The following is a 14,376-nucleotide window of genomic DNA, read 5'->3' on the forward strand; positions in this document are numbered from 1 at the left end:
ATGATTACGAAACAACATATTATATTGTTTGTACTGTTCTCAGTCGAGATCAACCAGCAACTTTCTCCGCAAAAAGAGTATGGCTGGCTGCAGTTGATATTGCGAGTACAGCTGGATGAGACAATATTTTTTCAATTGAGATTGCATAAAATCGATATTGCACCTTTTCCGTTCTCCCCACAATAGAAACCTTATACTGACGCTGCACCTCCTCTTCAATCACCGTTGGTGCCATAAAAACACCATCACCTCGCTGACCGAAGGCTTTAAGCAGAGCAGCGTCATCAAATTCACCAACGATTAAAGGTGTGATCTTGAGAGACTCAAACCATACATCCAGATCGTTTCTCAAGGTGGTTTCCTGCAATGGCATCAGTATTGGGGTCCCACTGAGGGAATAAGGAAAATCTGCTTCAAGAGGGCCACTGAGTTCGTCTACTCCAAAAAATGTTACACCACATTCCCCAAGTATGTGATTATAAGCTTTGATGCTCATACCAGTTCCGATGGGTGAATCGCTGATTATGATATCAAGTTTGTGCAGGGCCAGCTCTGCAAGCAGGGCTTCTTTTTTGTTTTCACAACAGATCAGGCGTATCGGTTCCGGCAGCTTGAATACCGGATCAAGGAGATCACGTACTATCATCTTGGGAAGTGCATCAACGATCCCAACTCGCAGAGGGATTCGCCCGGCCTTTGGATGCCCATGGATCGTATCCATCAACTCTCTTCCAAGTGAAAATATTTCATCTGCATATTGGAATACCAATTGACCCATTTCAGTGGGTTCAATGTTGCGCCCCACGCGATGGAAGAGCTTCACCTCAAGAGTTTCTTCAAGTGTGGTGAGTTGGGAGCTGATGGTAGAAGGTACCAAGTTGAGCCGCTTACCGGCTGCAGTAATGCCGCCCTCGCGTACAACGTTCCAGAAATAATAAAGATGATGATAGTTGAGCCATTCCATACACACACCCTATTGTTTGTTTTATCGAACGATAACTATTGTTTTATCAACTTGTCCCAACAATTCTTCATAATTACTCTTTTTTATAAGGGTTTAAAATAATAATTTCACCCAGGAGTCAGAATAATGAAATTAAACTTCAAAATGAGACTGATACTTCTAGGTTTGTTGTCTTTTACAGGATTGACGGCATGTGACCAGGCAGACAAAATGATTGATGATGCTGCAGAAACCGCAAAACAGACAGTGAGTACGGTAAAAGACAGGGCTGCTGAGGTACTGGACACCACAGAAGAAAAAGACTCAGAAGAGGACTCAACAGAGAAAAAAGAAGATAAAGAAAAGGATAAAGACTGACCACAACGAACTTGAGCGTCGGCCACTTTTCTTTACCTCTCCCTTTTTATCTCCTGGCAGGCGCTCATTCTTTTCATCGCAACTCGAAGAAGCTCTATGAAGATTTTATTGAAAACCCACAACCTTGAATTGATTCGGGAGACAACCACCAGCATGGATAGATGTCTTCGTATTGCCCTCGGTAGATTTTTAGTATCAAGTAATAAGGTTACAGTACGCTTGACGGATTTCAGCGTGTTAAAGGAACCATTGATAAAGAGTGTTTTATCTTTCTTAGCCAGCGAAAAGGAGGTGAGGTTATTGCCTAGAGAAGGGGCGGATATTGCAATCAAACCTTAAATCGCTATACAAATCAATTGGCCGTGCAGTTGAGCGGGAACTGGAAGCTGACCTTGATGGTGAGCGCATTGACAAATTGTCAAATAAAAACAGGAGGATGCCATGGGACGTGAGAAACTGCTGTTTAAAAGTGAAGAGAAGAAGAATAGTGCTGAAATCGTGGCATTTTTACGCAACATTGCCGATAAGATCGAACAGGATGGAAGTATGACCTTGCTGCAGGGTGAAGACAGGGTTGTCCTTGATTTTCCGAGCAGTATGACCATGGAAATCAAGGTCGAAGATGAAGAAAAAAGACGCAAGGGCACTAAGCGCACATTTGAAATTGAACTCGAGTGGTACCCCGACTCTGACTACAAACAAAGAAGCGTAGTCATAGAATAAATTCAAACTATTAACCAATACTTCAGAGCTGGAAATTGACAGCATGAAAAACATATCATTATCAGATAAAGAGTGGCACCACCTACCTACGGACGAAATAATTCACCTGCTAACCAGTGACCGTAAAAAAGGGCTGGTGAAGGAGGAGGCAGAGCGGCGTTTTCATCGATTTGGTGCCAATGTTCTCACCGCGAAGCAGGGACAGAATGTATGGATACGATTTCTAATGCAATTTCATCAGCCTCTGATCTATATCCTAATTGCTGCTGGCGTCGTTACTGCGGCATTGCAGGAGTGGGTTGATTCTGGGGTGATCTTCGGGGTTATCCTGGTTAATGCAATAATTGGTTTTATCCAGGAATCCAAGGCAGAAAGTGCCCTTGCCGCATTGGCCAATACAATGGTTGCAGAGGCCACAGTTCTACGCAATGGAGAAAAAAAACGTATACCATCAACAGAGCTGGTTCCAGGAGATATTGTCTTGCTCCAGGCAGGTGATAAAGTACCTGCCGATTTGCGGCTTCTGACAATTCGTAATCTACAAGTGGATGAATCTGCTTTGACCGGTGAATCGATACCTGTTGAAAAAAGAGTGGAAAAGCTTGCGCAGGACACAGCCCTGGCAGAACGAATAAATATGGCTTATGCCTCATCCATGGTTACATATGGTCAGGGAATCGGTATTGTTACTGCAACAGGTGACCACACTGAAGTAGGCAGAATCTCCAGGCTCATTTCCTCGGCACAGGATTTGGCCACGCCCCTTACCCGTAAAATTGCACATTTCAGTCATATCCTGCTCTACGCTATCCTGCTCCTTGCTGCAATTACTGTGGCAGTGGGTCTACTATGGGGACAATCGCTTTTTGACATGTTCATGGCTGCTGTTGCTCTCGCTGTAGGAGCGATCCCTGAAGGACTACCTGCTGCAGTGACCATTACCCTTGCCATCGGTGTTTCCAGGATGGCAAAACGCAGAGCCATTATCCGTAAACTTCCTGCCGTGGAAACTCTTGGCAGTACCACGGTTATTTGTTCGGATAAAACAGGTACGCTCACTGAAAATCAGATGACGGTACAGGCTATCATAGCTGGAGATGTTCATTACGAAGTCAGTGGAGTTGGTTATGCTCCATTTGGTCAAATTGTCAGACAGGAAGGGGCAGAAGATAAATACAGCACCGCACTCAACGAATGTCTGCGGGCAGGTATCCTGTGTAACGATAGTTTACTTCTGGAGAAAGATAATAACTGGCAGGTACAGGGCGATCCAACAGAAGGAGCACTGTTTGTGTCAGCTGCCAAGAACGGATTTAACAGAAAGGAAACCGTGACACAGAACCCCCGCCTTGATTCAATTCCTTTTGAATCCCAGCACCAGTATATGGCTACCCTTCATGATACAGGTACCGACAGACCGCGAACAGTCTATATTAAAGGTGCAGTGGAACAGATAGTAGCCAAATGTGCCGTAGCAATGGATGAAGACGGCAATACCAAAACACTTCAAAGCGATACGATCCATCGGGAAGTCTCTCGCATGGCGGCAAGAGGATTGCGGGTACTGGCTTTTGCCTGTGTAAGATTGCCGGCTCGCACCATGACAATAGATCATGCAGATGTTGCATCAGGGCTTACGTTTCTCGGCCTGCAGGGCATGATCGATCCGCCTAGAGCTGAGGTTGTGGTAGCGGTGAAAACCTGCAGGAAAGCCGGAATCAAGATAAAAATGATTACTGGGGATCACCCGATTACCGCTGCAGCCATTGCCGGACAGATAGGTATTTCAACTGATACCATCGATAAAACTGGAAAAGGAATAGTGCTTACCGGTGCAATGCTTGAAAAACTCTCAGACGATGAATTGACTATGGCCGCTGAAGAGACTAACGTCTTCGCAAGGGCCACCCCAGAACAGAAGATTCGTCTGGTACGTGCCCTCCAGACAAATGGTCATGTGGTGGCCATGACCGGTGACGGAGTTAATGATGCCCCGGCTCTGAAACAGGCCAATATTGGTGTGGCCATGGGCATCACCGGCACAGATGTCTCCAAGGAAGCAGCCGACATGGTACTCACAGATGATAATTTCAGCTCTATTGAGGCAGCGGTGGAGGAAGGGCGCGGCGTGTTTGATAACCTGACCAAGTTTATTGTATGGACTCTACCCACCAACCTTGGAGAAGGGCTGGTTATCCTCACGGCAATTTTTCTCGGCATAACGCTGCCCATCCTACCGGTACAGATCCTCTGGATAAACATGACTACAGCAGGTTTTCTGGGTCTGATGCTGGCCTTTGAACCAAAGGAGCCGGGGATTATGCAACGACAGCCGCGTCATCCAGATATTCCCATTCTCACCCGGGAATTGATCACCAGGATTTTTCTGGTGGGCACTTTGCTGCTCATCGGCGCTTTTGGACTTTTTGAATTGGAACTGGCAAAGGGTGCTTCCCTTGAACAGGCACGTACTGTAGCGGTAAACACTTTTGTTATTATGGAGCTTTTTTACCTGTTTAACTGCCGCTCTTTAACTAAATCAATTTTCCAGCTGGGTGTTTTTACCAACATGTGGGTCTTTGGAGGGGTTTCAGTTATGCTTTTTATACAGCTCATCTACACCTACTTACCCACCATGAACCGCTTGTTTCACAGCGCACCAATCGGTGCAGGCTCCTGGGCACAAATTGGTGTGGCCGGCCTTGCTGCCTATGTAATCGTGGAAGTGGAAAAGAAACTTCGCAATAATCGTTAAAGCTTGAAAGTATAAGCTTGCTATATAAGGAAAGTATGGAAAAACGTATAGACATGATTTGTCAGACCCAAAAGAGTCCCAGGTTCAATACTGCGAAAAATCATTCGTATGGAAGATTAGACACAACAACACAATGGATTTAACAGGAGATAAAATATAAGACGCTTTAAAAATATTCCTCCGGTTCATGACAGTGGCGAGTCTGGCCAATCAAGCCTCAGCAGGGCTATTGATTTGGCAAGACGCAATCCAATACAGCTGCACCAGGAGCATATCGTTCAGGGGAGAACCGATGGTGTCGTGATGGGTACTGTGTGCCGTGCAGGAATACCCGTTTTTTTTTTCATCGGCAATACAGCTGAAAAAATATTGCACAGGCTGGACTGTTCCATTTTGGCAGGTAGGCCAGACTGCTTTATCAGGCCGGTACAACTTGAACCCATAACTCTTTTAAATTGCACTGTCTCAGTAAGTAATTATGCAAACAATTAAAATACAGGAAAAATTTGACAAACTTCGCAGCAATAAACTATTTGAGTTTCTTGTCATCGGGGTAATTATTTTTTCAGCACTGGTTATTGGAGCAAAAACCTATAATATTTCTCGCGGTCTTCTTCAGGTGGTTCACCTGTTAGACTGGTTCATTACCTTCTTTTTTTTAACGGAAATCACCATTCGCTTTCTGGGGGAAAAGAATAAGATAGATTTTTTTAAACAGGGCTGGAATATTTTTGACACCCTGATAGTTACTGTCAGCCTTATTCCAATACAGGACAGTGAGCTTGCAGTTATCGGACGTTTGATTCGGATCTTTCGTGTCCTTCGAATGGTTTCCATTATTCCCGAAATGAGACTGCTATTGAATTCGCTATTTGTAGCTTTGCCTCAACTTGGTTATATCGTCGGCTTAATGTTTATCATTTTCTACATCTATGCTGCCATTGGAAGCACTTTCTTTGCCGCTATTAATCCGGAACTGTGGGGTGACATATCTATTTCACTGTTAACTCTGTTCCGGGTCATGACCTTTGAAGACTGGACCGATGTCATGTATGAAACCATGAAAGTGCACCCCCTATCCTGGCTCTATTATCTCAGTTTTATCTTTTTCACTGCTTTTGCTTTTTTGAATATGGTCATCGGGGTCGTGGTCAATGTTCTTAACGAAGAAAGTGATAAAATAAACAGAAAGGAACAACAGGACGCACAACAGATCAGCATGGAAGATCTCGACAAAAAAATCGAAGAACTCAAGGTATTAATTTTGCAAAGATCGACTTCTTCAACGAAGAAAGAAAGCTGATGAAAAACAATAAGAGCAACCTGGCGCAAAAATGGGCAATCCTTGCTGTTCTGACAGTAGGTATCACATTGCTGCATTACAATACGGAGCAGAGCCTCTATTATTTTCATGTGTTCTACGGCGAGCTGTACTGTATTCCGATTGTTCTGGCTGGGTTTTGGTTTGGTTTACGTGGGGCCCTTCTGGTTTCGACCACAATCACAGTATTTTACCTGCCATTTATTTACTGGCACTGGCAGGGCCTTTCCCCGAATGCTCTGGATAGCATTTTGTCTCTCTGTCTTTATAACGGCTTGGCTCTACTCACTGGTGCTCTCAAAGACAGAGAGACAGCTACAAGAGAAATGGTGTTACAGACCGACAACCTTATTGTCATGGGAAAATCCCTTGCTGCAGCTGCCCATGACATGCGATCCCCTCTGATGCTTATTGGCGGTTTTGCCAGGCGTATTTTGAAAAATATGGACGATCACGATCCGGCTCGCCCAAAACTGACCCTTATCATACAGGAAACTGAAAAGATGGAACGAATGGCCGAGGATATGCTAGACTTCTCCAAACCTTTGGCCTTGACAAAGGTGCGGGGAAATATAGATACAACTGTCAGGAATGGACTGGCTAAAGTACAGGAGGCTGCTCGAAAGAAAAGAGTATCTGTTGAATACCACCCCAGCCCTGAACCGGTAGATATTAAATTCGACAGCGTACGTTTTGAGCAGGCGCTTATCAACCTGATACAGAATGCAGTTGAAGCCTCTCCAGAAGGAGACACAGTTACAATAGCATTATCAGTTTCATCACTCGGAAGCCCGTTTCTCGATGTGGCGGATAACGGCAGCGGCATCCCACTTGCAAAAAGACAAAAGGTATTTGATCCCTTCTTTACCACAAAAAAGGAAGGTACCGGCCTTGGACTACCAATTGTGAAAAAGATCATCGACGCCCACGGCTGGTCTCTGCAAATTCTGGATAATAATGGTGGTGGGACTATTTGCAGAATAATGCTGAAGGAGGGCAACGGTCATGACTGCATTCATCAATGAACTGATCACGGGGAAATATTTTTCCACAGTGGGTGATACGACCTCTGCAAACCATTTGAACCGTAATAGACGCATTGTGCAGTTTTTCCTGTTTGGTGTGGCTATAGATCTTCTACTCATCATGGCTGAAATGGCTGCTGGGATCTCTCCCTTGGAAGATATCTTCAGAAACCCTATGCTATATGGTTATGTTTTTATGGTCACTGTGGCGGCATTTTCATTTTTCGGTGCAATGATAGGTTCCCGGGAGGATCATCTGGAGAAACTCGCTCTGCGAGATCCACTTACCGGACTTTTTAATTCCCGCTATCTATGGACTCGTATGGATGAGCAGTGGGCTACCGGTAAACGGGAAAAGAGTGATAGTTCTCTGATCCTATTTGATCTCGACTTTTTCAAAAGAGTGAATGACAGATACGGACATCCGGTGGGTGACGAACTGCTCAAACATGTCGGAAAGATCCTGCAACATGCTGCCCGCAGGAGCGATGTGGCTGCCCGAATCGGTGGTGAAGAGTTCGTTTTTTTCTTGCCCAACACCTCTTCGACCGCTGCTGCAGCCATTGCGGAACGGATCCGTGATACAATCAGCCGAACAACACTGATAACGGATAAAAATCATCAGGTTACAATTACTATTTCAGCAGGTGTTGCTAGTATAGACGACTATAATGCTAATATTCCAAGGACGCTTTACGCGAAAGCTGACAAAGCCCTATACCTTGCAAAACAACAGGGAAGAAATCGAGTTGTTATCAGCAAGGAATCGAAAAAAGAGATATCTAAAAAAATAACGACCATGGTATAGGCAAAACTACTCTGACAAGTCAGAAAACTCTTTAGTTACAGACAATTGCTAATCACCTTATTTGACAACAATAAAAACATACTAAAGTACAGTAAATCGGCCACACCCAGTGCCACCTACACAAACCTCTCCTCATCGTTTTTCTCACGTTGTAAAATAGAATACTTAAGTTATATTCTCATGTCGACTAACATGCATTATCCGTAACTGTGCAGGCCCGCCAGGAGGTAATTCACCCCGTAATAAGTAAACATCACCGAGACAAAGCCGACCATAGCAAACCAGGCAATTCTATTCCCACCCCACCCTCTTGTGAATCTTGCATGTAAGGCTGTTGCATAAATAAACCAGGTAATCAGTGACCAGGTCTCCTTGGGGTCCCAACTCCAATAGGTTCCCCAGGCAGAATTTGCCCATATGGCACCGGTTACTATCCCAGCTGTCAGCCAGATAAATCCTATCACCAAGGTCTTGTGCATGATGGTGTCAAGAGTTCTCAGGGAAGGCAACAGTGACAAAAATTTTCCTTCCTGAGCCTTTGCTTTTTTTCTGTCTTTCAGCAGATAAACCACTCCGAGGCCACTGGAAACTGCAAAAGCGGCGTAACCAATAAAACAGGTGACCACATGGGCAATGAGCCAGTTACTTTGCAGGGCTGGCACAAGAGGCCTGATTTCGGGATTCTTCATTTCAGCCAGGAGCATCGCCACTGCCGCAAAAGGTATGGCGAAGGCGCCAAGAAAACGATTTTTGTATTTGTATTCCAGCCCCAGATAAAAAACGGCTATGGACCAGGAGAAGAAAACCAATGATTCGTACATGTTTGACAGCGGCGCATAGCCAAAACCCATCTGATGTGATTCAATCCACCTCAGACCAATTCCCCCGGTGTTGACCAGAAGAGCAAGAACTGTTACCGTGCTGGCCACAGCACCATATTGTTCCTTGCGAAAAATAAAGATGCCGACATAAATGAATGCAGCCAGTAAGTATGCAAATGTTGTGACACCGAGAAGCACTGAGCTATCCATCAGTCTTTCCTCCAGTTGCGTACGTTGAAATATTTTCTAAGCTAACCATGGATGACAGAGTAATACCTATTACCAGTTGTGACTAATTGAAAATACAAAGACTTCTTTTCGACAAAAACGAACGCTTTGTTTACTGAGCAAATTCCGACAGATTCACTTTGATTTCACATAAAGGTTAGTAAAATGAACAAAACCAAAGGACAAATTGTTGCTGAGATCAGCGAAGCCATTATCAAGTTCGAAAAAGAGTACATGGGACGCGGCCCACTGGAGACGAAGACCTACATTCTTGGTGATATGGTGCTGGTGCGTCTAAAAGGCGTTCTCACCCAGGCCGAACACCAACTTGTCAGCACAGGTGAAGAGACCAAGGGACGGGATCTTATCAAACAGGTACGTATTGCATTGCTGGAAAAAGGACGACCGTTGCTTGAAGCAGTCATAGTATCTATTACCGGGTGCAAGGTAAAAAGTCTGCACACCGATATCAGCACCGTAACCGGTGAGAGAATAATACTCTTTACTTTGGAAAAGGATCCCACTTTTGAACAAACCTCCTAAGGGAGATCGATAACATCCTGGAACAGTAACATTTTTGCAATAAGCCCTTATGCGGTTGTTCGGTGGAGAATCAGTTTTATCTTGACTTGCAGGTGGATTTTAGTGTTAGCTTTCACAAAATATAAAGTGAAGAACTGAGAGAGCACTGATCTGTCAGAAACAGACCGCACGAGAAGATATCAAAACTGGGATGTGTTCTTTACCTTAAAAAAATAAGACTTATATGTTCGTCAGGGCTCTTGTTTGAGTGTTGAACCGAAATAAAAGGTCGAAGTACGCTGATTTTTATACGCGTTCTTCGACCTTTTTTTTTGCCTGTTCACCAGGATTCAAACAGAATGGCAGACGAAAATTAAGGTTATTCAGCAGAGGGTAAAACAAAATAAATGCCTAAACGCGACGACTTACAAAAAATAATGCTCATTGGTTCCGGGCCGATTATTATCGGTCAGGCATGTGAGTTTGATTACTCTGGAGTGCAGGCATGTAAAGCGCTGAAGGAAGAGGGGTATGAAGTAATACTGATCAATTCCAACCCGGCCACCATCATGACAGACCCGGAATTCGCACAACGCACCTATATTGAACCGCTTCAGGCCGATGTCCTTGAGGCAATTATCATAAGAGAACGGCCAGATGCCCTGCTGCCAACCCTGGGGGGTCAAACAGCTCTGAACCTTGCACTCGATCTTGCCGACCGTGGTGTTCTTGAGCAGTATGGTGTTGAACTGCTGGGGGCAAATGCCCATTCCATCCGCAAGGCAGAGGACAGGCAACTGTTTAAGGAAGCCATGGCCAATATTGGTCTCGACCTGCCACGTAGCGGAACAGCGCACACCTTTGAAGAGGCGGTGCTGATCAGGGAGCAACTGGGCGTTTACCCCCTGGTGATTCGGCCTGGTTTCACCCTTGGCGGCACCGGTGGAGGTATTGCCTACAATAATCAGGATTTTGAAGAAACTGTCAACAGGGGACTGTTTTACAGCCCTACTTCCGAGGTACTCATTGAAGAGTCCATTCAGGGCTGGAAGGAGTTTGAGTTGGAGGTGATGCGGGACGGGAAAGATAACTGCGTGATTGTCTGTTCCATTGAAAACTTCGACCCCATGGGTATTCACACGGGGGACTCCATCACGGTGGCTCCAATCCAGACCCTCACTGACCGCGAATACCAGCTCATGAGGGATGCCTCCCTTGCCGTCATGCGTGAAATTGGTGTGGAGACGGGTGGTTCCAACGTCCAGTTTGCCTTAAACCCCAAGGACGGCAGGATGGTCATCATTGAAATGAACCCGAGAGTCTCCCGTTCAAGCGCACTGGCCTCCAAGGCTACTGGTTTTCCCATAGCCAAGATTGCCGCTAAACTAGCCATTGGCTATACACTGGATGAACTGCAGAATGATATCACCCGTGAAACTCCGACCTGCTTTGAACCCACCCTGGATTATGTGGTAACCAAAATCCCGCGCTTCACCTTTGAAAAATTTCCGACCGCCGATGATACTTTGGGCACTCAGATGAAATCTGTCGGGGAAGCCATGAGCATTGGCAAGACATTTAAGCAATCCCTGCAAAAAGCCCTGCGTTCAATTGAGACCGGTCGGGCCGGTTTTGGTGCTGATGGCAGGGACGGATCCCTTGAAACTTTAAGTGATGATGAACTTGAAAGCCGGCTGCGCACCGCAAAGCCGGATCGGATCTTTCTGATACGAGTCGCTTTTAGAAGATGTTGGAGCGTGGAAAAAGTACACCATCTTTGCACCGTTGACCCCTGGTTTCTTGGTCATCTAGCTGAGCTTGCCGCCTACGAGGATGAGATCAGAAGTGCTGAATCACTGAAAGGTCTCAGGCAGGATCTGCCTCTCTTTAGACAGGCTAAGGAATTTGGCTACTCAGATTGTCAAATTGCCTGGTTGCTGAATACCACAGAGGAGAAGGTACGACAGGCCAGAATGGAGTGCAACCTTCTACCGGTATACTCTCAGGTTGACACCTGTGCAGCAGAGTTTGCAGCACATACCCCTTATTTTTATTCAACCTATGGTGATGTCAACGAAAGCATACCAACAGAGCGAAAGAAGATCATGATCATTGGCGGCGGGCCAAACCGTATCGGCCAGGGTATCGAATTTGATTATTGCTGTGTTCATGGCTCATACGCACTGCAGGGTGCAGGGATTGAAACCATTATGGTGAATTCAAACCCTGAAACCGTCAGCACCGACTACGACACCAGTGATCGTCTCTATTTTGAGCCTTTGACTCTGGAAGATATCCTTCATATCTATGGGAACGAAAAATGTGACGGTGCCATAGTTCAATTTGGCGGCCAAACCCCGCTGAATCTCGCCCGTGATCTTGAAAAAAATGGAGTAACCGTCATCGGTACCAGCCCCGCTGATATTGAAGCTGCTGAAGACCGTAAGTTTTTCAGCCGACTGGTGAAAAACCTTGGCATCCTCCAGCCTGAAAATGGTATGGCCTCGACCATTGAGGAAGCCAGGACCATAGCGGCAGAGATCGGATATCCGGTGTTGATCCGTCCTTCATTTGTACTGGGCGGACGGGCTATGATGATTGTTTATGATGAAGAGATGCTCACAACATACATGGACGAGGCAGTTGATGCTTCGGAAGATCGACCTGTGCTGATTGATCGCTATCTTGAGGATGCGGTGGAGGTTGATGTGGACTGTATCTCGGATGGTCACACAACGGTTGTGGCCGCGGTCATGGAGCATATTGAACATGCCGGAGCTCATTCTGGTGATTCTGCCTGTATGATTCCTGCCGTCAGTCTTTCAGCTTCAACAGCTGAAAGCATCAGAAGCCATGCCCATTCACTGGCAAAGGGGTTACGGGTATGTGGATTGATGAATATTCAATTCGCCATCCATAACGAGGATGTGTATGTCCTTGAAGTCAATCCGCGCGCCTCACGTACCGTGCCCTTTGTCAGCAAGGCCATTGGCGTCCATCTGGCCAAACTTGGCGCTCTGGTTATGGCCGGATACAGCCTGGAGTCGCTTGGATTTACTGAAGAGATTATCCCGGCTCACTGCAGTGTCAAAGAGGCGGTATTTCCCTTTAATCGGTTTCCCGGGATTGATGTGCAGCTTGGCCCGGAAATGAAATCCACCGGTGAGGTCATGGGCATTGATCCTTTCATGAACCTTGCCTTTTATAAAAGTCAGCTGGCTGCCGGTAATCATATTCCCACCAGCGGCAACATTTTCTTGAGTATCCGTAACCGGGATAAGGCTGCCATGCTCCCTCTTGCCGACAGACTGTTTAGAATTGGCTTCACCATCTTTGCTACCAGCGGCACCAGCAGTATTCTCGCAGATCACTCCATCCCCAGCCTCTCTGTTGCGAAAATCGCAGACGGCAGCCCCAATGTTCTTGATCTTATTGAGGAGAAGAAAGTGGACTGGCTGATCAATATCCCCACCGGCAGCACAACAACACGGATTGACGGAATAAAAATGCGCAGTCTGGCCGTAATGCGAGGACTGCCCATCACCACAACCTTAAGCGGTATGCAGGCAGCAACAAATGGACTGTCAACGCTGAAAGAAAAGCCTATTACTGTCTGCAGCCTACAGGAATTTCACAGTAATGCACCGCTGATCAACCTGCCAGGAGGCACAGCACCATGAAAGAAGTACAATCAAAATCCTGGGATTGGGCAGCAAAAAGGGAAAAAAAAGCATTTCTTGCGCTTGAAGACGGCTCAATATATCATGGCTACTCAATTGGGTTTACTCGTGACACCATGGGAGAAGTTGTCTCTAATACCGGCATGACGGGGTATCAGGAGATACTCTCTGATCCCTCTTACAGTGGCCAGTTGATCACTCTGACCTACCCTGAAATCGGCAACACAGGAGTAAACCCGGCTGATATGGAGTCAAGAGGTATATTTGCCCGTGGTCTGATTGTTCATGATTACAACATTCACAGCAACTGGCGGGCCAAGGAACCGCTCAGCTCATGGCTTACCCGCAGCAAAGTGCCAGCCATTGGCGGCATAGACACCAGAGCCTTAACCATCAGGTTGCGAGACAAGGGCACTCTTAAAGGCTATCTGGCCGTATCTGGAAGCGTTGAGGAAGAAGAGGCGGTCAGGCTATCCCGAAAATGGATAGGCCTTGACAATCAGGATTATGCGTCAAGGGTTACCTGTAATAAGGTTCTACAATGTAACATTGAGGAATCCATTCTCCCCTCCTGGGGAATTACCGGAAGTCTTTCCCCTGCCAATCTGAAAGTCGTTGCCTATGATTTTGGCATCAAGAGAAATATTCTGCGAAGCCTGCGGCTTTCCGGTATGGCCGTCACTCTTGTTCCCGCTAAAACTCGAGCCAGTGATGTCCTGGCCTTGAAACCGGACGGTGTCTTTCTCTCAAATGGCCCTGCAGACCCTACGGCTGTGACCTATGCCATTGATGCAACCCGTGAACTTATAGGGAAAGTTCCGCTCATGGGGATCTGCCTTGGCCACCAGATTCTTGGCCTGGCGCTAGGAGGCAGAACCAGTCGCCTGAAATTTGGTCATCACGGCTGTAATCATCCGGTTAAAGATCTGCTTACCGGCAGGGTTGAAATCACCTCGCAAAATCACAATTTTTCACTTGATCGTGATTCCCTTGATTCCAGCAGAATCGATATTAGCCACATCAACCTTAACGACCAAACCGTGGAAGGAATCAGCCATCGTAGCGAACCATTATTTTCAGTGCAATACCACCCGGAAGCCTGTCCTGGGCCCCATGATCCCTTTTATCTGTTTGACAGGTTTCGTTTATTAATCGGCGGGACAAAGGTATAA

At 46.2% G+C, this 14,376-nt stretch carries 12 protein-coding genes; 10 read left to right on the top strand and 2 right to left on the bottom strand.

The window, feature by feature from the left end; genetic code table 11:
- Window positions 1–49 precede the first annotated feature (49 nt).
- Window positions 50–964, bottom strand: a complete 915-nt coding sequence (gene nhaR, locus UWK_RS15090; RefSeq protein ID WP_015405254.1) for a transcriptional activator NhaR — start codon at window positions 962–964, stop codon at window positions 50–52.
- Between the two features lie 126 nt (window positions 965–1,090).
- Here nhaR and UWK_RS15095 point away from each other — a divergent pair, with 126 nt between their 5' ends.
- From UWK_RS15095 to UWK_RS18745, 7 genes are all read left to right on the top strand, one after another.
- Complete coding sequence (locus UWK_RS15095) at window positions 1,091–1,321, top strand: hypothetical protein (protein ID WP_015405255.1); 231 nt, start codon at window positions 1,091–1,093, stop codon at window positions 1,319–1,321.
- 96 nt (window positions 1,322–1,417) lie between these two features.
- On the top strand, window positions 1,418–1,660 hold the full coding sequence (locus UWK_RS19650) for a hypothetical protein (RefSeq protein WP_015405256.1): 243 nt from the start codon (window positions 1,418–1,420) through the stop codon (window positions 1,658–1,660).
- 102 nt (window positions 1,661–1,762) lie between these two features.
- Window positions 1,763–2,044 (top strand): amphi-Trp domain-containing protein, encoded by a 282-nt coding sequence (locus UWK_RS15105; RefSeq protein WP_015405257.1) that lies wholly within the window; start codon window positions 1,763–1,765, stop codon window positions 2,042–2,044.
- Between the two features lie 43 nt (window positions 2,045–2,087).
- Complete coding sequence (locus UWK_RS15110) at window positions 2,088–4,799, top strand: cation-transporting P-type ATPase (protein ID WP_015405258.1); 2,712 nt, start codon at window positions 2,088–2,090, stop codon at window positions 4,797–4,799.
- Window positions 4,800–5,277: 478 nt separating this feature from the next.
- Window positions 5,278–6,102 carry an ion transporter gene (locus UWK_RS15120; RefSeq protein ID WP_015405259.1) on the top strand — a complete coding sequence of 275 codons (825 nt, stop codon included), beginning with the start codon at window positions 5,278–5,280 and terminating at the stop codon, window positions 6,100–6,102.
- Window positions 6,102–7,145, top strand: a complete 1,044-nt coding sequence (locus UWK_RS15125) for a sensor histidine kinase (RefSeq protein ID WP_015405260.1) — start codon at window positions 6,102–6,104, stop codon at window positions 7,143–7,145. The genes UWK_RS15120 and UWK_RS15125 overlap by 1 nt, the downstream gene beginning before the upstream one ends.
- The gene (locus UWK_RS18745) at window positions 7,126–7,953 is read left to right on the top strand and encodes a GGDEF domain-containing protein (RefSeq protein WP_015405261.1); all 828 of its coding nucleotides are present in this window, start codon (window positions 7,126–7,128) and stop codon (window positions 7,951–7,953) included. Before UWK_RS15125 ends, UWK_RS18745 begins: the two co-directional genes overlap by 20 nt.
- Before the next feature lie 197 nt (window positions 7,954–8,150).
- Here UWK_RS18745 and ccsB read toward each other — a convergent pair whose 3' ends face one another.
- A complete protein-coding gene (gene ccsB, locus UWK_RS15135; RefSeq protein ID WP_015405262.1) occupies window positions 8,151–8,984 on the bottom strand; it encodes a c-type cytochrome biogenesis protein CcsB in 834 nt (277 codons plus the stop codon).
- A 183-nt stretch (window positions 8,985–9,167) separates the two neighbouring features.
- On the opposite strand from ccsB, the gene UWK_RS15140 reads away from it, so the two are divergent.
- From UWK_RS15140 to carA, 3 genes are all read left to right on the top strand, one after another.
- Window positions 9,168–9,545, top strand: coding sequence for a DUF2294 domain-containing protein (locus UWK_RS15140; RefSeq protein WP_015405263.1), 378 nt, complete (start codon window positions 9,168–9,170; stop codon window positions 9,543–9,545).
- A 386-nt stretch (window positions 9,546–9,931) separates the two neighbouring features.
- Window positions 9,932–13,204: a carbamoyl-phosphate synthase large subunit gene (gene carB / locus UWK_RS15145; RefSeq protein WP_015405264.1), complete on the top strand. Its 3,273-nt coding sequence runs from the start codon at window positions 9,932–9,934 to the stop codon at window positions 13,202–13,204.
- Complete coding sequence (carA, locus tag UWK_RS15150) at window positions 13,201–14,376, top strand: glutamine-hydrolyzing carbamoyl-phosphate synthase small subunit (RefSeq protein WP_015405265.1); 1,176 nt, start codon at window positions 13,201–13,203, stop codon at window positions 14,374–14,376. Before carB ends, carA begins: the two co-directional genes overlap by 4 nt.

Source organism: Desulfocapsa sulfexigens DSM 10523 (assembly GCF_000341395.1).
Classification (GTDB): domain Bacteria; phylum Desulfobacterota; class Desulfobulbia; order Desulfobulbales; family Desulfocapsaceae; genus Desulfocapsa; species Desulfocapsa sulfexigens.

Bases quoted from the DNA above. Each gene is read 5' to 3' on its own strand.
- nhaR (WP_015405254.1), bottom strand. From the start codon at position 964: ATGGAATGGCTCAACTATCATCATCTTTATTATTTCTGGAACGTTGTA.
- UWK_RS15095 (WP_015405255.1), top strand. From the start codon at position 1,091: ATGAAATTAAACTTCAAAATGAGACTGATACTTCTAGGTTTGTTGTCT.
- UWK_RS19650 (WP_015405256.1), top strand. From the start codon at position 1,418: ATGAAGATTTTATTGAAAACCCACAACCTTGAATTGATTCGGGAGACA.
- UWK_RS15105 (WP_015405257.1), top strand. From the start codon at position 1,763: ATGGGACGTGAGAAACTGCTGTTTAAAAGTGAAGAGAAGAAGAATAGT.
- UWK_RS15110 (WP_015405258.1), top strand. From the start codon at position 2,088: ATGAAAAACATATCATTATCAGATAAAGAGTGGCACCACCTACCTACG.
- UWK_RS15120 (WP_015405259.1), top strand. From the start codon at position 5,278: ATGCAAACAATTAAAATACAGGAAAAATTTGACAAACTTCGCAGCAAT.
- UWK_RS15125 (WP_015405260.1), top strand. From the start codon at position 6,102: ATGAAAAACAATAAGAGCAACCTGGCGCAAAAATGGGCAATCCTTGCT.
- UWK_RS18745 (WP_015405261.1), top strand. From the start codon at position 7,126: ATGACTGCATTCATCAATGAACTGATCACGGGGAAATATTTTTCCACA.
- ccsB (WP_015405262.1), bottom strand. From the start codon at position 8,984: ATGGATAGCTCAGTGCTTCTCGGTGTCACAACATTTGCATACTTACTG.
- UWK_RS15140 (WP_015405263.1), top strand. From the start codon at position 9,168: ATGAACAAAACCAAAGGACAAATTGTTGCTGAGATCAGCGAAGCCATT.
- carB (WP_015405264.1), top strand. From the start codon at position 9,932: ATGCCTAAACGCGACGACTTACAAAAAATAATGCTCATTGGTTCCGGG.
- carA (WP_015405265.1), top strand. From the start codon at position 13,201: ATGAAAGAAGTACAATCAAAATCCTGGGATTGGGCAGCAAAAAGGGAA.